16 protein-coding genes and 1 pseudogene are annotated in these 20,525 nt (G+C 64.3%); 12 read left to right on the forward strand and 5 right to left on the reverse strand.

The features are described from left to right. Window positions 1-650: 650 nt before the first annotated feature. Both B7R21_RS19665 and B7R21_RS03660 read right to left on the reverse strand, forming a co-directional pair. Entirely contained in the window at window positions 651-1,346 is a 696-nt protein-coding gene (locus tag B7R21_RS19665) for a fibronectin type III domain-containing protein (RefSeq protein WP_147305793.1), read from the reverse strand. Window positions 1,347-1,481: 135 nt separating this feature from the next. Continuing rightward, on the reverse strand, window positions 1,482-1,913 hold the full coding sequence (locus tag B7R21_RS03660) for a LysM peptidoglycan-binding domain-containing protein (protein ID WP_116281902.1): 432 nt from the start codon (window positions 1,911-1,913) through the stop codon (window positions 1,482-1,484). Window positions 1,914-3,463: 1,550 nt separating this feature from the next. On the opposite strand from B7R21_RS03660, the pseudogene B7R21_RS03665 reads away from it, so the two are divergent. The 3 genes and pseudogenes from B7R21_RS03665 to B7R21_RS03675 form a co-directional block, all read left to right on the forward strand. Continuing rightward, window positions 3,464-3,580 (forward strand): annotated as a pseudogene (locus tag B7R21_RS03665) (IS481 family transposase); the annotation flags it as partial. 120 nt (window positions 3,581-3,700) lie between these two features. Continuing rightward, entirely contained in the window at window positions 3,701-4,282 is a 582-nt protein-coding gene (locus tag B7R21_RS20925; RefSeq protein ID WP_367379387.1) for a low molecular weight phosphatase family protein, read from the forward strand. 64 nt (window positions 4,283-4,346) lie between these two features. Continuing rightward, window positions 4,347-5,810 carry a sugar transferase gene (locus B7R21_RS03675; RefSeq protein WP_253259618.1) on the forward strand — a complete coding sequence of 488 codons (1,464 nt, stop codon included), beginning with the start codon at window positions 4,347-4,349 and terminating at the stop codon, window positions 5,808-5,810. On the opposite strand, the gene B7R21_RS03680 is transcribed toward B7R21_RS03675, so the two are convergent. Beyond that, entirely contained in the window at window positions 5,804-6,694 is an 891-nt protein-coding gene (locus B7R21_RS03680) for a glycosyltransferase family 2 protein (RefSeq protein ID WP_116281904.1), read from the reverse strand. The genes B7R21_RS03675 and B7R21_RS03680 overlap by 7 nt on opposite strands. Window positions 6,695-6,754: 60 nt before the next feature. Here B7R21_RS03680 and B7R21_RS20855 point away from each other — a divergent pair, with 60 nt between their 5' ends. Next, the gene (locus B7R21_RS20855; RefSeq protein WP_301182548.1) at window positions 6,755-6,877 is read left to right on the forward strand and encodes a hypothetical protein; all 123 of its coding nucleotides are present in this window, start codon (window positions 6,755-6,757) and stop codon (window positions 6,875-6,877) included. Between the two features lie 2 nt (window positions 6,878-6,879). On the opposite strand, the gene B7R21_RS03685 is transcribed toward B7R21_RS20855, so the two are convergent. Both B7R21_RS03685 and B7R21_RS03690 read right to left on the reverse strand, forming a co-directional pair. Next, window positions 6,880-7,935 carry a nitroreductase family protein gene (locus tag B7R21_RS03685; RefSeq protein WP_116281905.1) on the reverse strand — a complete coding sequence of 352 codons (1,056 nt, stop codon included), beginning with the start codon at window positions 7,933-7,935 and terminating at the stop codon, window positions 6,880-6,882. Window positions 7,936-7,945: 10 nt separating this feature from the next. Continuing rightward, window positions 7,946-9,274, reverse strand: a complete 1,329-nt coding sequence (locus tag B7R21_RS03690; RefSeq protein WP_116281906.1) for a flippase — start codon at window positions 9,272-9,274, stop codon at window positions 7,946-7,948. Window positions 9,275-9,435: 161 nt separating this feature from the next. Here B7R21_RS03690 and B7R21_RS20585 point away from each other — a divergent pair, with 161 nt between their 5' ends. The 8 genes from B7R21_RS20585 (at window position 9,436) to B7R21_RS03725 (ending at window position 20,511) form a co-directional block, all read left to right on the forward strand. Next, window positions 9,436-10,593, forward strand: coding sequence for a polysaccharide pyruvyl transferase family protein (locus B7R21_RS20585; RefSeq protein WP_147305794.1), 1,158 nt, complete (start codon window positions 9,436-9,438; stop codon window positions 10,591-10,593). A gap of 11 nt (window positions 10,594-10,604) precedes the next feature. Next, window positions 10,605-12,623, forward strand: coding sequence for an acyltransferase family protein (locus B7R21_RS03700; RefSeq protein WP_253259619.1), 2,019 nt, complete (start codon window positions 10,605-10,607; stop codon window positions 12,621-12,623). A gap of 100 nt (window positions 12,624-12,723) precedes the next feature. After that, complete coding sequence (locus tag B7R21_RS19960) at window positions 12,724-13,266, forward strand: hypothetical protein (protein ID WP_172592040.1); 543 nt, start codon at window positions 12,724-12,726, stop codon at window positions 13,264-13,266. Next, window positions 13,263-14,375, forward strand: coding sequence for an HTTM domain-containing protein (locus tag B7R21_RS03705; protein WP_172592041.1), 1,113 nt, complete (start codon window positions 13,263-13,265; stop codon window positions 14,373-14,375). Before B7R21_RS19960 ends, B7R21_RS03705 begins: the two co-directional genes overlap by 4 nt. A gap of 91 nt (window positions 14,376-14,466) precedes the next feature. Next, window positions 14,467-16,470 (forward strand): right-handed parallel beta-helix repeat-containing protein, encoded by a 2,004-nt coding sequence (locus B7R21_RS03710; RefSeq protein WP_172592042.1) that lies wholly within the window; start codon window positions 14,467-14,469, stop codon window positions 16,468-16,470. An 85-nt stretch (window positions 16,471-16,555) separates the two neighbouring features. Further along, window positions 16,556-18,067 (forward strand): hypothetical protein, encoded by a 1,512-nt coding sequence (locus B7R21_RS03715; RefSeq protein ID WP_147305796.1) that lies wholly within the window; start codon window positions 16,556-16,558, stop codon window positions 18,065-18,067. Window positions 18,068-18,100: 33 nt separating this feature from the next. Continuing rightward, window positions 18,101-19,528 (forward strand): hypothetical protein, encoded by a 1,428-nt coding sequence (locus tag B7R21_RS03720; protein WP_116281912.1) that lies wholly within the window; start codon window positions 18,101-18,103, stop codon window positions 19,526-19,528. Next, window positions 19,525-20,511, forward strand: a complete 987-nt coding sequence (locus tag B7R21_RS03725; protein ID WP_116281913.1) for a glycosyltransferase — start codon at window positions 19,525-19,527, stop codon at window positions 20,509-20,511. The genes B7R21_RS03720 and B7R21_RS03725 overlap by 4 nt, the downstream gene beginning before the upstream one ends. The last annotated feature ends 14 nt before the right edge of the window (window positions 20,512-20,525 follow it).

Consider the following 20,525-nt stretch of genomic DNA (forward strand, 5'->3'; position numbering starts at 1 on the left):
AGTCCTTCGCGATCTGAGACGCGTTGCCGTGGCCCTTCCGGACCACCGCCACGACATCATCGCGGAACTCTTTCGGATATGCCTTTGCCATGACTGACATCCTTCCAGCGAGAATGAAATCTCACAGATCAGATGACAACCGAACTCTGGGCAGACCCCACGAACCCTACGGTTCAAATGCGGCACATACCGGCGAGCCCGCCGAGAATTGGGTGAAAGTTCTCTCCTGAGCACACGACGAAGCGGCCCTGGCGTGTTCAAAGAGGCTGTGTTGTAAGGCTAGGGCAGCTGAGCCATCGGGTGGGCTTCAGTCGTGCACCTCCCGAGCCCGCACCACCCTTCCCAAGAGCAACGCGACCGGTAACGAAATAGCCAACCAACAGCCGACGGCGATCGGAGCCAGCTTCTCAGCATCGTGAACATATTCGTGCATGATTCCGTCTTTCTGTCGAGGTTACTCACTATGCAGGATGATTCTGAGCTGAGACCGAGCCTCGGTGAGAATCTGCCCACGAGAACGCGTGGTCGCGCTAACTTTCGGCGCGCTCGTTTCGCGTCATGGATGCGAAAGCCGGGACGATAGCGAGAGGAACCTCCATTGCCAAATGGCACCCCGCCGCAGTCAAGGTTGGGCTAGTCGCGCGGTTTGGTCAGATTTTCGGGATGGTAACGGATGGGGAAAAGATTCGCGTGTCGAGGTATCCGGGTTGGTGTGCGGTGATCGAGACATTGATCTTTCGACCTGCGTCCGCCGCGACGGATTTGTAGCGAATAGCGGTTGCTCCCGAGATGATTGACCCGTTGCGGTACCACTGATAGGTGAAGGTTAGATCGATGTGGGTAGTGTTCCACACGACGTTGTTTGCGGTGAGAGCGTTTCGCACTTCCGGGGTCCCGGTGATGCGGGCCGATCCCATGTATCCCATCGGTGCCAGAGCTGGGAGAACAAGATTGACTGGTCCTGTCTGCGCTGTCGCTCCGTTTGTTGTTGTTGTGGTGATGGTGAAGGTGTATGCCACCCCTCGGGTTAGGCTCCAAATGCCCGACGCGGTTGACGTGGCGTAGAAGTAGAAGCACTGGTAAGTCTCGTAGTAGTACTCCAAGTCGCAGACCTGTCCGCCCGGGTTTGCGACCACCTGATAGGACTTCACCGCTGTCTGTCCAGCAACCGGCCCTTTCCATGACACCACCACACCGTTGGGGTTGCCGTCTGCGTGGACTTCAGTAAGGACTGGCGGTGGCTTGGGTGTAGACGCGGCGGTGGCTGCGGTCGCGGATGAGAACGTCAGCCCCAGGGCGAGAATCGCCCCGCAGATGGACAATGTTCGAGCCAACGACTTTCGCACGATGAGTTCCCCTCGTCTGCTGAAAGTATGGGCCCCGACCCGATAGCCGTCAATCGCAGATCAATCGAAAGCGAGCTTCGACGATTTGCCACTTTTCGCGAGCACGCTGGGGGCCCGTCTTTGTTTGACTCCGCGTCAGCATCTCTGTTCGGACTCGATCGGCCAGCGGATGTCGAGGACGTCGCCGGGCTGCACATTCAATGGGTCGGAGCAAGGGAAGTTGACTCGGACGACGTCCGCTACCTGCAGCTGGAACCGCGAGGCGATCGAGAGCACCTGGTCTTCTTTCACCACCGTGTAGCGGTACTCGTAATCGTTGACCTTCTTGACCTTTCCGACGGCGTAGGAGTGCGGGCCGGTGTCGTCGACTTCTGGGGTGGTCGGGGTGTTCCCGCCATCGGTCTGCCCGCCCATAGCGTTCGGTGGGGTCGGGGGTGGCGGTGCGGGTGGCGGCTCAAGGATGACCTCAGGCGTCGGCGTCGGCGTCGGCGTCGGCGTTGGGGTAGGAGTGGGCGTGGGCGTGACTGTCACGACGATGGTCTGCGTCGGAGCAGGCGTCAACTTCATCTCCGTGGTGCACCCGGTGACGATGAGGGTAGTACCAATCACGAGGATGAACGGCAGACGCCGGAGGAAGTGGGGTACCCACCCATCTTGCTGCAGGACACCAGCTAGGGCGAGTCCTCATTTGTTCGGACAGGACGGACCATTGTCAGTTCAAACGTCTACCGTGAAACCGCGTCGGCCGGGACGCTCGCGAGAGGAACCCGGATTGGTGTGGATGTGGGAGATGACCCGCGATTTTGACAGCAGCACGACTAGGGCTGACGTTGGGCCTGCGGAGAGCGCAGAGCTGAAGATGGGAGTCATTCCCGGTCATCGGCGGATCTACGACGACGGCGTCGAAGTTTCGCCGGGGATTCATGGAGCAATCCCTGCGGATTGGGATGGTGTTTACCCGGAGAAGCCGCCGCACCTTTGCCGCTCCAGATCCGGGTGCTCCAGGCGAAGGTGACGTGCGCGCTACGCTCAGCTATCAGCGTGAGGGGACGTAGACATGGGACTGTTCAGGGATCTCTTCATTGCATCGATAGTGTTTGCGGTTGAGCTGTTCGGGTTCCTTCGGTGCCTCACGATGAGCCAGTCGTAGGTCTATCAGATCGATTCTGAGACGGACCTTCTGCGGGACGAGATGAAGCTCGAGAACCCACCGTGGGTAGAAGACCATATCGGCTATTGGTGGACCCTCAGACCTCCGCGGATTCCTTTAAACGCCTAGGACGCGTGAACGCCGAGCCAACCAGGGCTCACCAGTGTGGGCGTCAGTCGCGTGATCTGTTCCGCTTCATACGCGCCAGTTCATGGACGGTCCGGTATCGCAGGATTGCTCGGACGCCGAAAGAAACTGCGCCCACTAGCAGCACTGTTGATTCAGCCCAGAACGCGTTCGGCTCGGCCTGCTGCTGGAACGGTCTGAAGACAAAGAAGATGCCGGCTAGCGCGAGAAAAAACGCGGCCCTGGCCGCGAGACCTTTCCAACTTGCGGAACTCATGGTCACAGTATTGCTGACAATCGCTCGCAGGGCGGGTAGTTCGCTTGGCGGCCACCTTGGCTGTTATTCCCAATATCTTTCTCCGGCTGGTATCTAACCCCTCACCGGTATGTCTGACCGGGAAAGGGCTTGCGATTAGAGAATGCGTTCGGGGTGCTGTTTCAAGATAATCGCTCAAATTTGATGGCGCTCGCATCCGAGACGATGTAGATATTGGACTGACGTTCGGGTTTTCCCGTCGCTAACCTCTGAGCCCGGTCATTTCTGCGTGGCTCCGTGGGTGTTGTTCGTGTGGTCAATCAATGCTCCGATACCGCACTGCGATGCTGGCTGCGCCCGCCCATGATTTCGGCCAGTGCCGGCGTCGTGGATTGAAGGTTTGGTAGGCCGGGATCTTTAGCCACAGTGACGTATCAGGCGGTCCGCTATAGCGGACCGGGACGGGTCTGGATCAGAGCCCGGTCTGTGTCTTGATCGCACTCATCAGGTATGGGCTGAGTGTTCGTGCGTATGTTTGGGTGATGTGGGCGCCTGTGTCGCGTTACACGACAATGTTGCCAAGCACGAGCCGCTACCTATCAGGACTGGCTCCACCGCTACGATTACCACAAACCCTCACCCGGCATCGGCGGCCAAACCCCAGCAGAACGCGTTCATGAGCTCACGAGGAACTACACCTAATCTGGCTTCCGCCCTGCGGTATGCCCAAGGAGTACTCGGATTCGCCAGTGCCAGAATCGTCGTAAACTTATGGCCGCACCTTTTCATTCTGAGAGGAACCCCGCAATCGCCCACTACACAATGCTCACCGTCTGTTCGGGGAACATCTGCCGTTCGCCTCTCGCCCAAGGGCTTTTGATCCATGGCCTTTCTGCACATCCAGGTGTCCTCGTAGGGAGCGCTGGTGTCGTAGCACGCGACGGCGACGTGGTTACTCCTCAGACGGCTGCCCTGGGGAACAGCCTCGGCGTCGACCTATCCTCACACCGGGCACGCTATCTCGACGAGATGGTTGTTGCCGAGGCCAACCTCGTGTTGGCGATGACACGGGCGCATCGGCGGTCAATTGTCGAACTCGTCCCGCGCAAAGTAAGTTCGACGTTCACGCTCCGTGAATTTGCTCGATTGTCTCTACTAGTTGCCGACGAAGAGATCGCGAGACTAGCGCAGGCGGTTCCTTATGCCAGTTCCAAGTTCCCGGCTGCGGTCGCTCTCGTAGCAGCTCGTCGCGGCCAGTCGGATCCTCCGCTAGATCCGAGAGATGATGACGTCGTAGACCCGTACCGTAGTGACCAAAGGGTATACGACCAAATGGCCGAGCAACTTACACCTGCCGTGGCGCAGGTTGTTCGTTTCTTTCAGAAAGTACGCGACTTATGCTGATGGTCGGAGCTGGGGAAGCGCGAGGATGTGCTGTGGGAATTGAGCTACCGTGGTGACGGGCTCGTTGACGCTCACCGAAGGGACGGCTACAAGCCGTGAGGACTGGCGTTCTGCCTACGCATCCAGGTTGCGTCTGACCGACTTACTCGTGATCGCGGCGGTGGTTATAACCACACAGGTCGTCTGGTTCGGTTTCGACCGCCGGTTGGCCGTCACCTCGGGCTGGCTGCCCGCCGGGGTGCAAGAGTCGATCTTATCAATAGTAGTAATCGTCGCTTGGTTCTCCATTCTCAGCCTATACAGTTCTCGCGGCGACCGAATAATTGGAACAGGGAGTTCGGAGTACCGCGTTGTTGTGGACGCGAGCTTCCGGCTCTTCGGTCTTTTTGCGCTCGTCGCTTTTCTCTTCCAAATTGAGTTCAGCCGGGGCTATTTCGTCATAGCGTTCCCGGCTGGGACCGTTGCTCTCGTGCTCGGTCGCTGGGTTTGGCGGAAATGGCTCAGCGTCCATCGAGCGCGTGGCGAGTACTCTGCACAAGTTGTTCTCGTAGGCTCCGTCGCTTCAGTTCTGCACACTGCGCGCGAACTCAAGCGCCAGCCTCAGGCGGGTTATCACGTTATTGGCGCGTGCGTTCCCGACAGTCGGCGGGGTTCTTTGCTCCCTGGCAGCTCCATACCCGTGGTAGGTGGGGTGGAAGAGGTTCTGAAAGCCATGCAGAGACTATCGGCTGACACTGTCATCATCACAAGTTCCGACGATCTGCCGGCCGACCGCATTCGCGAGCTCAGCTGGTCGCTGGAGCCGGGGCGCCAGCATTTGGTAGTGGCGCCGAGCCTGACAGATATCGGTGGTCCGCGCATCCACACCAGGCCCGTTTCCGGACTGCCGCTCATTCACGTTGAGATGCCACGTTACGAAGGATTTAAGCGATATCAAAAGAGGGCTTTCGATATTCTTTCCTCGAGTGCCCTCATCGCAGTGCTTTCGCCTGTGCTGCTTGTTCTCGCTCTTGCAGTGCGCTTCACAAGCCCGGGTGCGGTGCTTTTCCGCCAGAAGCGGGTCGGGCTAAACGGCTCGTCTTTTTACATGCTCAAATTTCGCTCCATGGTTAACGATGCTGAAGCGCTCCTTGCGACCCTGGAGCTGAGGGACCGCGCCGAGGGTAACTCGATTCTATTTAAGATGAAGGATGACCCACGAATCACACCAATCGGCAAGATCCTGCGCCGGTTCAGCCTCGACGAGTTGCCGCAGTTATTCAATGTCTTCATAGGCAACATGTCTCTCGTTGGGCCGCGTCCGCCCCTCCAAAAGGAGGTCGAGCTATATGAGACGCATGTGCATCGGCGCTTTCTCATGAAGCCCGGCATCACGGGTCTCTGGCAGGTGAGCGGCCGCTCCGATCTGTCGTGGGAGGACTCGGTACGTCTGGACCTCTACTACGTGGAAAACTGGTCGATGATCAATGACTTCGTGATCCTTCTGAAGACCGCGAAGGCCGTCGTCTCCTCCAGCGGGGCTTACTGAGCACTTTCGTTCGCCGGAATGAGAAAGAAGTTTTTGTCGTTCTTGTTCGCACGATCTATTCGGTACTGCCGTACGGAGTAGTTTGCTGCCGTCATCGCGAGATGGTACAGGCGCTGGGTCGGCTTCGGTGACGAGTGCCGCCGGATGCGGTGGATCACGAACGCAAGCTTGCGCCGGTCGGCGAAGCTCAGGTCGGCGCGATGCTTCTCGAGATACCGCACGGTGTTGTCGGCTCTGGCCTTCGAATGGCCGGTCAGCTGCCCCGACTCGTGCTTGCGCTGGTTGACGAGCCGCTCGCCGACGACGGCGTAGGTGTTGCCCGCCTTCAGGAACCGGTAGAAGAAGTCGGTGTCGTTCTTCATGCGGAGCTCTGGATCGAACCCGCCCGAATGCTCGAAGGCTGAGCGTTCGACGACCATGTTGCTGCCGGTCGTTCCCGCATTGACGGCAACCACATCCCGGGCCGTGAGCCCCGGCGCGATCGCCGGGCCGAGCTTCGACTGCTCGCCCTTGAACATCGAGATCCAGCTCACGGCGACCGTGGCCGCCGACCCCGCGAGGGCCGCCTCTGAGGCGGCGAGGAAGCCGGGCGCCCAGGTGTCGTCGTCGTCGAGGAAGGCGAGCAGGTCGCCCGTTGCGCTCGCGGCCCCGCGGTTGCGAGATTCCGAGGCGCCGCCCGCTCCGCTGTAGGTCTGAAAGGCCATCGGGATTCCGCTCGCCTCACCGAAGGCGGCGACGGCCTGCTCGGCCGCCGCGTCAGGGGTGTCGCTAACCACGATGACCTCGGCGGGGAGGAGCGTCTGGCGGCCGACGGAGGCGAGGGCCTCCCGCAGGTAGTCGGCCCGGTTGTGGGTCGGAATGACGCAACTGATCGTCGAGGTCATGGGTTATCCTTTCGAAGAAGTGGGTCGCACCGCAGAACGGCACGGAAAGGGTACCGCACCATGAAAACCGAACGTTCCGGCACGGATGGGCCCGACCCCGAAGACCCGGCCCTCGAGGAGCTGATCCTCGAAGAGGAGCTCTACGCAGAAGAGGGCCTCGACGGCGCGGTCTCTGACGGCTGACCTCAGGCCGGCAGCGAGCGGAAGGTGCGGATGGCGTCGAGGTCGCGCTTGGCCGAGTAGGGCACCAGACCGGTGGGGTCGGTATACCCGTAGGCCACCAGCATGACGACCCGCTCGTACGACTTGAGGCCCAGCAGCTCGGCCATGGCCTTGTCGCGGTCGGGCATGTCGGGCCAGTTGATGCAGCAGCTCCCGACGCCCTGCGTCTCGAGCCCGTAGATCAGTCCCATCGCCGACAGGCAGCTGTCGATGTAGATCAGGTGGCGGTCGCGCTCGTCGAAGAACGCCGAGAGGTCGCCGATGATGACGACCATGCCGGTCAGCTGCTGCGCGTAGCCGGCGGTGCCCATCGGGATGGAGGCCACCTTGCCGACACTCTCGGGGTCGTCGAAGATCTCGTAGCGGTAGGGCTGGCGGTTGCAGGCGGTGGGGGATTCTGCGGCGACGGCGATCGCCCGGTCGACGATCGCCCGCTCGACCGGCTGCTCATTGAACCAGCGCACGGAGCGACGGTTGGTCGCGAGTGTCTGCAGGTCGTCGATCGAGATGGTCGGCAGAGGCGGCGCCGGATGATGCGGGCCGGTGGCGATCGAGACCTGTACCGGCTCGGCGGCGGGCAGGCCCCGGAACGTCGCCCTCAGGCGCTCGATCTTGGGGTTGGAGGAGCCGGCGGTGGCCTCGAAGTACTCGGTCAGCACCGCCCGCATCCAGACCGACTCATCGACCCCGATGGGGGTGGTCGACCCGGGCTGGTGAACCTTGGCGAACGCTCCGACGGTGGCACCGATGTAGTTCAGCGCGAACTCGTCGCGGCGCGGCCTCATCGTGAGGCCCTTCTCCAGCATGTGGGTGTTGCGGCGCAGGGTGAAGAGTTCTCGGCCCGTGCCGAGGGTCGCCTTGTAGGCGGTGATGCCCGCGTCGACGGCGGCCTCCTCCCGGCCGAAGGCCTCGCTCACGAAGCGGTAGTAGACGCGCCGACGCACGGGGCCACCCTTGAGGGCCCAGCGGCCGAACACGCGCTGCGCCTTCGAGACGCCGCGGTTGTAGAGGTTGCTCATGGTCTGCCAATCAGCTCGGGGTCGAGGGGCGGAGGAATCGGTTGCGGAAGAGCCGCACCGGCCAGGCGACGGCCAGTGTCATCTGCACCCCGGCCTCACGCGAGCGCCGGCCAAGGAAGCTCGCGAAGTATGACGAGGCTACGTAGGAGGTGAGGGTGGCGACGGCGGCACCCTCGACACCCATGATGGGGATGAGGGCGATGTTCAACAGGATGTTGATGGTCGCCCCAAACGCGTGGCGCACCAGGGAGCTCCACAGGTAGCCCTCGGCGATGATCCACTTCGAGTAGACGGCGCCCATGAAGACGAAGGGGCAGGCGGCGGCCTGCACGTACAGAATCGGGATGGCCTGGTCATAGTCGGGCCCGAAGACGAAGGTGATGATGATCGTGCCGAAGATGATGACGCCGACGGCGACGAGAACGCCGACCCAGAAGGCCTGGTCGTACGAGCGCTGCAGCATCGACTTGTACTCGGGGCTGTCGGCGCCCTTCTCCTTGCGCACCTTTAGCAGCACCGGGAACGTCGAGTTCATGAACACGACGGGGAGGAAGAACGAGATCTCGCTGAGCCGCGATGCTGCGGCGTAGATACCGACGGACTTCAAGCCGAGCATGGCCTGGATGATGATGGTGCTCGCCTTGAGGTTCGCCTGGTCGGCGAGGCTCGACAGCATCAGGGGCCACGACCGCCGCAGCAGCTTCGTCATGGTCGAGAACGACGGTTTGGTGAAGCCGGGGTTCGACTTGTCTCTGAAGTACATGACGATGATGATCAGGCTCGAGATGAGCCCCTCGGCCGAGTAGACCACCAGCATGACCCAGATGTTGGGGAAGAAGGCGAGAAGACCCAGCCGCACCACGAAGAGAACGGCCGTGACAGAGATGCGGGCGATGGCCGGCTTGCTGCTGCGGAGGTGGGAGAGGAACCAGAGTTCGGGGGCGTTCAGGGCGCGGCCGAAGAGGGCGGTCGACGCCAACAGGGTGGCGGCGATGGTCAGGTTGTTGCCACTGGTGAAGCTGATGCCGCCGATGATGAGAAAACCGACGAGCGCGAAGAACTCGCGGATCACGGTGAGGGCTGCGACGATCGCCGCGTTGTGCTCGCGGTCGTGCACGAGCTCCCGCACGGCGAGACCGGAGAGGCCCGCCGACATGACGGCGACACCGATCGAGGAGAGGGCGACGGCGTAACTGTAGATGCCGTACTCGTCGACGGGAACGGCGACGACGAGCAGGATTCCGACAACGGCGTTCAGACCGAGCGACAGTGTCTGCTGACCCGCGTTCCAGAACCCATTGCCCAAAGCGCGGCGGGAATCGCCGGTGATCTTGGCCACTCGTCTCCTCTTTTTCGCCGCAAGTCTACCAGCGGGGTCTTCAGCCCCCGGTCGCCGGGTGGCACCCGAACGGGGGGTGGGTTGGCGGGGGCCGCCGAAAACTGCTTCTAAGCTAGTTGGACTGGCACTGGCAGCATCCGATCGATCCGGGGGACCACACGTTGGCCAAAAAGTACATTCTCCTCGTCGGAGTGGAGTTCAACAACCAGGGTGCATATCTGATGCTCCTGGCCGCGGCGAAGGTGATCCGCGAGCAGTTCGACGCCATTCCCGTCGTCGAGTTCCACAACGGAACCGAGGAGAAGAAGCGGATCGCCGGCGTCTCCGCACTGGTTCCGCAGCGCACCTACGGCGTCATCACGCGTGCGCGGCGTTTCCGGCCGCTCCGCCGCCTCTGGAAGAAGTTCCCCTACGTGCTCCCGACCGAGCTGCTCGCCGTCTTCGACGGCTCGGGCTTCCGCTACGGCGACCAGTGGGTGAACTCGAACCTCGACTACACCGCCGGCAAGCTCAGGGACTGGGCCGCCCGCGGAGTGCCGGTCTACATGCTGCCGCAGGCCTTCGGCCCCTTCGAGAAGACGGCAGGGCCGTCGCTCACCGCGATGAAGGCCTCCCGCATCGTCTTCCCGCGCGACGCGGAGTCAGAGACGTATGTGCGCGACATCCTCACCGGCCAGACGCCGAAGGTGCACCGCCACCCCGACTTCACGGCGGGGCTCGAGGGCCGCTTTCCCACGGGGTACGAGGCCTATCGCGGGCGGGTGCCGATCATCCCGAACTACAACATCTACTCGCGGGCCGACGACGGCGACAGCCAGGAACGCTACCTGTCGAACCTCACAGCAATCGTCGAGCACCTTCACGGCAAGGGCCTCCAGCCCTACGGTCTCGCTCATGAGGGTCGCAAAGACGTCGAGATTCTCGAGAAGGTCAAGCAGCGCGTGAAGAGCCAGTCGTCGATCAACCTCGAGCTCGTGGGAGGCCTCTCCGGTCTCGAGCTCAAAGGGCTGATCGGTACGGCGCCGCTCATCGTGTCGGGCCGGTACCATGCCATCGTGAGCGCCCTCTCGCAGGGCGTGCCCGCGGTCATCCACGGATGGAGTCACAAGTACCGATACGTGGCCGACGACTTCGACGCCCGGGAGTTGCAGTGCGACCCCCTCGCTGCAGCCGACGAGTCGATCGCGGTGATCGAGACCATCATCGGCAACACCGAGCTGACCGGGCGCATCTCGGCCGCGGCCCAGAGGGTGAAGGCCGAGATGAAGGACATGTGGGCCGAGATCGAGGCGGACCTGCGGCCGACGCAGAACCGGTGAGGGGGGCGGGCGTGACGAGCGAGCGGACCCGCCGCGACTTCCGGCTCGACATTCAGGGGCTCCGGGCCCTCGCCGTCGGCTCCGTGGTGCTCTACCACGCCAGCGTTCCGTTCGTCACGGGCGGCTACGTCGGAGTAGACATCTTCTTTGTGATCTCTGGCTTTCTCATCACCTCACACCTGCTGCGCTCGCTGCAGAGCAACGGTCGCATCGGGTTCGCCGACTTCTACGCCCGCCGGGCGAGACGAATCCTTCCCGCGTCGTTCGTCGTGCTGATTCTCACCGTGATCGGTTCGCTGATCTGGCTGCCGCCCCTGCAGCTGAAGTCGATGCTCCAGGGGGCCATTGCGACAGCCCTCTATGTGCCGAACTACTATTTCGCGGCCATCGGCACGAGCTACCTGAGCGAGACGACCCCCTCCCTCTTCCAGCACTACTGGTCGCTCGGGGTCGAGGAGCAGTTCTACCTCTTCTGGCCCGCGCTCCTCGCACTCGCCTTCTTCGTGTTCCGAAAGTCGAGGCGCGGCATCCTCGCCGTGCTGATCGCCACCGTCGTGATCTCGTTCGGGCTCTGTCTGCTGCTGACGACGATCGACCAGCCCTGGGCGTTCTTTTCCCTGCCCACCCGGGCCTGGGAGCTCGGCGTGGGTGGCCTCGTCGCCTACCTCGTCGCAAGCGATGCGCGGGTGTTCCGCTGGCGCGGCATGGGGATCGTCGCCTGGGTCGGGCTCGCCGGCCTGGTCGCCATCTGTCTCACCTTCACCTCCGGCACACCGTTCCCCAGCTTCTACGCCGCGTTCCCGGTGGTCGCGACCGCGCTGGTCATCGCCGGCGGGGTCGCCGATGCACCCTGGGGCCCGGCACGAGCGCTCAGCATCCGGCCGCTGGTCTTCATCGGAACCATCTCGTACTCCCTCTATCTCGTGCACTGGCCGATCCTGTTGCTCAGTCAGGCCGCGGTGGGCCAGCGCTCCCCGCTGCCACTCTGGGCGACCGTGCTGCTGGCGGTGGTCTGCGTGCCCGTCGCGTGGGCGCTCTACCGTTTCGTCGAGAACCCGTTCCGGCAGCACCGATTCCTGGCGGGCGCGCGGGCCAGGCGCACCCTGCTGCTGACCGGTGCCACGAGCCTGGTCGTCGTCGGGCTCTGCGCCGCATCCATCCAGGTCGTGCAGCGCGTGCCGCTCAGCTCCGATCAGGCGGCGGCCGCCTACACACCCACCATCGATCCGGCCGGCACCGGCTTCGTACCGTCGAACCTGACACCGGCGCTCTCCAAAGCCAGCGACGACAATCCCGAGATCTACGACGACGGCTGCCACCTCGATTTCGATTCCACCGACAGTGCCGGATGCCCGTTCGGGCAGACCTCTGCGCCGAGCGTCGTTCTGTTCGGCGACTCGCACGCCGCGCAGTGGTTCCCGCCGCTTCGGAAGCTGGCCGACGACGGCGAGATCATGCTGGACTCGAACACCAAGAGTTCGTGCAGCTCGATCATCGTCACGAGCCTTCTGAACAACGAGCCCTACCCGGAGTGCACGGCCTGGCGCACCGGCGTGATCGATCGCCTGAACGCCTCGCCGCCCGCCGTCATCATTCTTGCCAACTACGCGAGGGACATCGATGTGGCGAACGGCACGGAGGACTTCAGTACCTACTGGGGCGAAGGGCTCCGGGCGACCATCGAGGCGTTGCCGAAGCAGTCGAAGATCATCGTGGTGGGCGAGACCGCGACGATGGGCATCACTCCTGCGATCTGCCTCTCGGCTCATCTGACCGATGCCGACTACTGCGGGCGTTCCCCCGCAGCGGCGATCGACACCCCGACGTTCGACGCGGAGCGCGCGGTCACCGAGGGTGCCGGCGCGAGCTTCCTCGACATGAACCCCTACCTCTGCAACAACACGCTCTGCCCCCCGATCATCGGCGACACGCTCGTCTATCGTGACGACCACCACTTGACGGTCACCTTCACCTCGGGCCTGTCCGACGTGCTGCTGCGGGAGATCCGCACGGCTCTCGCATCGGGTTGAGCCCCGACGGTCGCGCTCGAGGCACGGAGTGTACCCCCCGTAATGGGGGGATGATCGCCGGGTGATGGTATCGGCGTTTCGGTAGACTCGTCGGGACTACGTGAACACCGAGGGGGATCTTGTGCTCGATGGCAGAGTGGACCGGCGCCGGTCTCTCGTTCGCCCGACCATGTCGAAGGGCAGGCGGAATGCGCTGCGGGTGGCCTTCGCGCTGGCGATCCTGCTGCTCCCGGCCGAGATGGTCATCCAGAAACTCGTCGACCAGCCGTACCCCGGCATCTACCAGCCGAGTTTCGCCGGTACGCCCGTGGTGAACGACATCCTGACGGCTAAGGTGCCGCTCGTGCACGTCACGTTCGCCGACGCGAGCGTGGTCGACGTTCCGTTCGAAGCCGTTCTGCCCGACTCGAAGCTGTTGGATCTCAGCGTGTTCAACTCGGCGTTCCAGAGCCAGATCCGCGCAAACTCGCCGGAGACGGTCGCGTGGTTGAAGAACGACCTCGAACAGAAGTTCCCGGGCCGAACCCCCACCACGATGGTCGTCGAGTTCCAGACCCTGAAGATCGATATCACCGATCCGAGCAGTCGCACGGCGACCACAACGAAGACCGTGACGGTCGACCTTCAGGAGGGTGCGCGGTGAAGTACTTCGACAACTGGGTCGTGCGGGGCCCCTTCCGCTCCGCAGACCTCGGCGTGTACCGCATCATCTTCGGCCTCGCCGCGCTGGCGCTGCTGCCGAACGCGCAGTTCCTCGCCGGCTACCCCTCCTCGTTCTTCGCCCCGCCGCCCGGCCCGCTGCAGCGGCTGTCGGGCATCCCGCCCCTCGGCGTGCTGATCTCGCTCGAGATCGCGCTCGCCCTGGCGCTCGCGGCCGTCGTGTTCGGCGTCTTCACCCGCACGGCGTCGGTTGTCGCGGGTGTGCTGATGGTGCTGACCTTCGGCCTCACCTACAGCTTCGGCAAGATCGACCACACGATCTTCCTCCCGCTCGCGGCACTGCTCGTCGTCTGGGCCGGCTGGGGTCGGAGCTACTCCATCGACTCGCTCAAGACGCGCGCCGACCCCGACGCTCCGGTCTCCCAGTGGCCCCTCCGGCTGTTCGCGCTGCTGATCGGCGTGGGTTTCGCCACCGCGGCCATTCCGAAGTTCCTTGGCGGCTGGCTGAAGCCCGGCACCCAGGCCACCGAGGGTCACTACTGGTACGAGACGCTCATCGACGACCGCAACCAGGCCTTCGCACCGCTCTTCGGGCACATCACGAGCCCGATCTTCTGGGAGCCGCTCGACTGGGTGACGGTCGCGCTCGAGGGTGGCATCATCCTCTCGGTGATCAGCTGGCGTTCGTTCCGCATCATGATCGCGCTGGCGTCGGTGTTCCACGTGGGCGTGCTCGTGATGATGAACATCCTCTTCACCACCAACGTCGTGGCCTACGCCGCATTCGTGCCGTGGGGCCTCGTGCTCGTCTGGCTGAAGCGGCGAGGTGTGCATGCACCCCGGCTGAGCGCGCGCGCCTGGACGGTCGTCGCGGCCGTCGGTATCCCTGTTCTCGCGATCGTCGCCTGGGCGCTCGCGGTCGGCCTGCCCATCGAGGCCCGCGACGGCATCAAGATCGTGATCATCGTCATTGCCGGCATCGTGAGTGCTTGCTACCTGGTGTTCGAGATCCTCAACCTGGTGCGCTGGATCCGCGGTCGATCGGCCCGGCGAGATTCCCTGAGGCGACGAGAAGTGGCACACGCACGTTAAATGCGTGTTACAACCTTGCCTGCCTGTTCCGCGCGCCCCCATCATGAGAATATCCCCTGTTCGGGGGGTGTCGATGTGAGTGGTGGTTGTTGTGCTGTTGTCGCGACGCGGATTTCTGGTTGCTTCGGGGTCGTCTCTTCTGGCGACCTGGCAGATCGCTGCGACGGCCGGCCCGGCCGGGGCCGTGATGGTGCGGCAGAGTGCGCCCGAGAACGCGGATCTGGCCCGGCTCTCGGGAACGACGAATGACGCGGCTCCCGCCATCCGTTCGTACCTGTCGGGCGTCTCGGGCAGCGTCACCCTGAGCGGGGACTATGTGCTCGACTCGGTGGTCGAGGTGCCGAGGGCCGTGACCTCGCTGCAATTGACCGCCGGCACGAAGCTGAAGGTGCGCGGCGACCACGGAGCGTTGAGCCGCTCGGGCACCATTGTGTACCGGGACCAACTCAGCACAGCGATGGAGACCAAGCGCTCGTCGATCACCGTCGACAAGCCGACGAAGTATGTCGCCGGTGAGTATCTGCTGCTGGCGGGCGACGACGCGATCCCGGCCGCGCGCGACCGCTACGGCTACCTTCGCCGCATCACCTCCGTCTCCGGTTCCACAGTGAACATCGACAAGGCCCTGCCGCGCGCCATCCGGATCAAACCGCGAACCGCGTTGGTCACCCTTGCGCCGAGTCTGAAGCTCTGGGGGAGCGGGGAGATCTTCCACCTCACCCCGTCTCTCGGCCGCACGCCTCTCGTCTCCTTCTTCGCCGTCGACAACCCCCGGGTGAGCGGCATCGACATCCACGACAACGGCGCCACCGGCGTGCTTGTCGCTCACTGCAAGGGTGGCCTGATCGACTGCACGATCCATGACCTCCTCGACGATGGCGAAACCTACTTCGGCTACGGCGTGAACGTGACCGGTTCGACCCGCGCCGTGGTGGTGCGGGGCACGATGACCCGGGTGCGCCATGCCGTGACGACCAATTCGGGCCCGGGCATCGACGTGATGGGCTCCGCAGGGGAACCCGAGGACTGCTGGTTCGAACCGGTTGCCATCAGCTGCAGCGACAAGTCGGTCGACACCCACTGCCTCGGCTGGAACACCACGATCGTTCCGCACATCACGGGCGGCCACGGCGGTGTGCAGGTGCGCGCCGACAACACCACGATCATCGGCGGCGAGATCACCGGATGCTCGGGGCCGGGCATCTCCGTCAACCCGCTCGTGGCCATCGCACCCCGGGTGTCGGGCACGATCATCCGCAATCTCAAACCGTCGGGTACGGCGATCCTGGCCGACTCGGCGATCGTGGCCACCGACATCGTCATTCAGGACTGCTACGGAACGCACATCGTGCTGCAGTCCGACTCCACCGTCACCTCGGCCTCGATCGTCGCCGGCGGCGCCATCGGGGTGAGCTTTCGCGGCAGCAACAACACGGTCACGAACATCGCGCTCGGCGCGAACGTCACCACGCCGTTCATCTCCTCGGCCGGGGCGAACAACAACATCTTCACCCGGGCCACCACCGCCCCCACCCCGCTCCCGGCGTCGGTGAACACCGCGCCGCCCACGATCTCCGGCACCGTGCAGGTCGGCGAGCAGCTCAGCGTGACCGACGGCTCGTGGACGGTCGGCCCGATGACCCCGGCGTTCACCTGGCGCCGGAACGGTGTCGCCCTCTCCAACGCGACGGAGCGCACGTACCACACCTACGATGTCGTGAGCGCGGACGCCGGGGCCGTGCTGACGGTCGAGGTCGTGGTGCGGCGTGCGGGGTACCAGGACGGACGGGCGATGACGGCGGGCACGGTACCGGTGGCGCTCGGCGCGGCGCTCACCCCCACGACGAAGCCCGTTCTCTCCGGAACGGCGAAGCCGGGCCAGACCCTCACCGTGACCCGCGGGGTGTGGAGCCCGGCGGCGCAGTCCACGTCGTGCGCCTGGTCGAAGAACGGCGTGCCCTCGGGTGACACGGGCACGACGTACCTCGTCAAGACCTCCGACGTCGGCAAGACGATCACCGCTACCGTCACCGCCAAACGAACCGGGTACGCCACGGCCACCTTCGCGCCCACGGGGAAGAAGGTCTCCGCCTGAGACGCTCGATGTACGCCTGATTCACAGGCTCCCGACCCCCGCGTGCAACACTGTTTCCGGTTGAATGGTGGTGATGGGGGAACGAGTGGATGACCAGCCCGGCACGACCGGCGACAGGCGAACGACGAGGCGCAGCTTCCTGATCGTCTCAGGGACAGCCCTCGCAACGGCCGCTGTGGGCGCGGTGACCGGCCTGACGGTGAATGCGGTCACGGGGGGCGCCCTCTTCCGTGAGCCGTCGGTGCAGTCCGACGCCGAACCGACCCTCGCGAAGCTCTCCGGCACCGATGACGACGCAGCCGGGGAACTGATCGACTTTCTGAAGTCGGCGGGCAGAGCGGCCACCATCGATGGGCAGTACTTCATCGACTCGCCGATCATCGTGCCCGACACCCTTCGGCACCTCACCCTCGCCGCGGGCAGCGCACTGAAAGTGCGGGGAGACCACTCCGGCATCGCCCGCTCCGGTGCGATCAAGCTGCGAGAGAAGACGAAGGGTGCTATGAAGGAGGGCGCCTCCTCCTTCACCGCCACCGATCCCGGCCTCTACACCGCCGATGAGTGGCTTTTGCTCTCCGGGGCCAACACGGTCAAGAACTCCAAGGACAAGTACGGCTACCTGCGGCGGGTGACGTCGATCGACGGTCGCACGATCAACATCGACAGGCCCCTGCCCCGCACCATCAACAAGGGCCCGAGAACCTCGGCCGTCACGCTCTCCCCGTCGCTCGAAATCGATGGTGCGGGGGAGGTGTTCAACGTCGACCCGAAGAACGCGAAGAAGTCGCTGGTCACCCTGTTCGCCGTCGAGAACCCCGTCGTCTCGGGTATCGAGGTGCACTCCAACGGCGGAATCGGGGTCACCGTCGCCCACTGTCACGGCGGCCACATCGACTGCACAGTTCGGGACCTACTCGACGACGGTGAGAACTACTTCGGCTATGCCGTCAACATCTCCGGGTCGAGCCGTGATGTCGTGGTGAACGGCTTCATGACCCGCGTGCGCCACGCGGTCACCACGAATGCGGGCGGCCTGATCCAGGGGGTCGGCAACGCCGGCGAGCCGGAGGACTGCACGTTCGCCCCCACGGCCCGGGACTGCTCGAACAAGGCGGTCGACACGCACCGCCTGGGCTGGGGCATCACGATGATCCCCAACGTGATCGGCGGAAACGGTGCGGTGCAGGTGCGGGCAGACAACGTCTCGGTCGTCGGTGGCAGCGTGTCGGGTGTCACGGTGTCGGGCATCACCGTCTCGGCCGACGTGGTCGTGCCCGCACGCATCACCGGCGTGAACATCTCCGACGTCACGCAGGGAACCGGCATCCGCGCCCGTGGCCCTGCGGAGATCACCGACTGCCTCATCTCCGACACCCCGGGCACCGCGGTGGAGCTCGCCAGCGGCTCGAGCATCGACGGGCTGGAGATCCGCAACGGCGGCTCCATCGGGGTGCGCGTGCTCGGCAACAACAACAGTGTCGCCGGTGTGCGGGCCGGATCGGCGACGACGACAGTCGTACAGCTTGCGCCGGGTAAGAAGGGCAACTCGGTGGTTCCGAACCAGGGCGTTCCGTTTCTTTTCGCTCCACTGAAGTAGGTTCGCTTACACTTGTGACCGGAAGGGGGGACCATGCCCAGATCGAGTGTGCGCGAGAAGATGCCCATTCGCGACGTCGGCCTCGCCGCAGCGGCGGTCATCGCCGTGCCGGTCGTCACGATCTTCACGATCTCTGCGGGCCCCGACGGGCTGGTGACCGTTCTGGTCGTGCTGATGGGTCTCGGTTCCGTTCTGGCCGCCCTCTCCGACAAGCCGGTGCTGATCATCGGTCTCCTCGTCGGAGCCTCCGCCTGCCAGCGTGCCGTCGGTGCCGTCACGGGGAGTCCGATCGCCCTGTGGCTCGACGACTCCGTTCTGATCGGCATGGCGCTCTACGTTCTGATCAGGCTCTCGGCCCGAATCAACGGCAAGATCGCGGCGGTGCTGCTGATCTTCGTCGGGTTCCTGCTGTTCGCGTTGGTGCGCTCGACCGATTTCTCGGTGGGTCTCTACCAGCTGCGCCAGGTCGCTGTTCCCGCCCTGCTGCTGCTCTTCGGTGTGGTCTTCGACCGCGAGAAGATCAAGAAGGCGTCTCCGGTCGTTCTCACCTTCATCGCCATCGGTGCTCTCTACGGCGTGCTGGAACTTGCGGGCATCCGTCTGATCGACCCGTCGACCGCCAGTGGGCTGAACACGTTCTCGAGCACGAACATCCGTGAGAACGGTCTTCCTGCGGCCTACCGGTACTTCCTCTCCGACGGCACCGTGCTCTCGCGGGTCGGCGGGCTCATCCTGAACCCGCCGTCGTTCGGAATCCTCGCGGCGACCGGTTTCATCTGGTTGCGCTTCTCCGACAACCGGCGTGGGCCCGGCTTCGTGATCCTCGGCCTGCTCTTCGCCGTGATGACCGTCGCCTCCCTGGGTCGCGGCGGCATCGTCGTACTGGGCCTGGCCATCGCCCAGCCGTTCATCACCAAGTACTCCGGCCGACTGGCCTTCATCCTCGTCGGCGCCGTGATGGGCGTCGTCGCCTACGGCGAGTTCGTGACGCAGGGCCAGAGCGGTCGCCATGCAGAGGGCTTCACCTACGGTCTGACCTATGCCCTGTCGCATCCGATCGGCGGCGGTTTCGGCCTGGTCGGCAACAGTGTAAACCAGCTCGGTCTCGCGGGCGACGACTCCGGTGCGGGTGAGAGTCTCGCCGCGATCTTCCTCACCGCCTTCGGCTGGGTGGGCATCCTGTTGCTCGTCTGGCTGCTGCTCCGCGGCATCGGTGCGGGCACGACGATGCCGGGTGTGGCGCTGACCTCCGCTGTGCTGGTGAGCCTCGTCTCCGAGACGGCCGGTGGTCTGGATGCGGCCGGCCCGCTCTGGATTCTGGGTGGCTTCGCCCTCGTCGGCGACCAGTCGGTGCGCAAGGTGCTGGCGGGCGTCGTGGGCAGGCGCAAGAAGGAGACCGAGCCGGACGAGCAGTTCCTCGACCCGAAACTCGTGACTACCAAGGGAAACAGATTCGTATGAACGCAAACGCTCCTGCCGCCGGGACCAGCCTGACGGAGGCGTTTCGCGGGAAGCGGCTCATCCTGGCCGCCTCCACCGGTGGTCATCTCGCCCAACTCGACCAGATCAGCCGACTCATCGAGCCGCATCCCGATTCGATCTGGGTGACTTTCGACAAGCCGCAGAGCCGGTCGCTGCTCGCAGAGCGTCGCCACGAGTTCGTGGACTACATCTCACCGCGCGACTTCCGCAACATGCTGAAGGCCCGGTCGACCTTCCGCCGGCTGCTGGCCTCCGGCGAGTACGAGGGCATCATGAGCACGGGGGCCGCCATCGCTCTCAGCGCTCTGCCCTTCGCCCGGCGCCAGCGTGTGCCGGCCGTCTACGTCGAGAGCGTGAGCCGGTTCGACGGCCCGTCGCTCACCGGCCGCATCGTGTCGCGCCTGCCGGGCATCCAGCTCCGCACCCAGCACTCCGAGTGGGCGTCACGCAAGTGGCCGTACGAGTTCTCGGTGATGGATGCGTTCGAGCCGAGCGGCTCGAACGGCCCGCCGGCGCCGATCCGGCGCATCTTCGTCACTCTCGGCACGATCGAGCCCTACCGTTTCGACTCGATGGTGGATGCGGTGCTGCGCACAGCGCCGGCGGACGCCGAGATCGTCTGGCAGCTCGGCTGCACGACACGTCGCGACCTGCCCGGTACCTCCTTCACCGAGATCTCCGCGGCCGACTTCGAGCGCTACTCCGTCGAGAGCGATGTCGTCGTCACCCACTCCGGAGTCGGATCGATCATGAACCTGCTGGCCCTCGGCAGCCATGTCGTGGTGATTCCGCGCCGCAAGAGCCGCAACGAGCACGTGGACGACCACCAGGAGCAGGTCGCCCGTGATCTCGGCGAGCGCGGGCTCTGCGTCGTGGCAGAGGCCCCGGAGCTCACGACGGCCGACCTCGTGCAGGCGAGCGGGCTCAGTGCAGTGCCATTGGGCTCGACCTCCAGCCTGTAAAATGTTCGGCGGCG

Origin of the sequence: Subtercola boreus (assembly GCF_003399625.1) — a bacterium.
GTDB classification, from domain to species: domain Bacteria; phylum Actinomycetota; class Actinomycetes; order Actinomycetales; family Microbacteriaceae; genus Subtercola; species Subtercola boreus_C.

Coding starts and splice junctions, on each gene's coding strand:
- B7R21_RS03660 (WP_116281902.1), bottom strand. CDS start 1,913: ATGAAGTTGACGCCTGCTCCGACGCAGACCATCGTCGTGACAGTCACG.
- B7R21_RS20925 (WP_367379387.1), top strand. CDS start 3,701: ATGCTCACCGTCTGTTCGGGGAACATCTGCCGTTCGCCTCTCGCCCAA.
- B7R21_RS03680 (WP_116281904.1), bottom strand. CDS start 6,694: ATGACCTCGACGATCAGTTGCGTCATTCCGACCCACAACCGGGCCGAC.
- B7R21_RS20855 (WP_301182548.1), top strand. CDS start 6,755: ATGAAAACCGAACGTTCCGGCACGGATGGGCCCGACCCCGAAGACCCG.
- B7R21_RS03685 (WP_116281905.1), bottom strand. CDS start 7,935: ATGAGCAACCTCTACAACCGCGGCGTCTCGAAGGCGCAGCGCGTGTTC.
- B7R21_RS03720 (WP_116281912.1), top strand. CDS start 18,101: ATGCCCAGATCGAGTGTGCGCGAGAAGATGCCCATTCGCGACGTCGGC.
- B7R21_RS03725 (WP_116281913.1), top strand. CDS start 19,525: ATGAACGCAAACGCTCCTGCCGCCGGGACCAGCCTGACGGAGGCGTTT.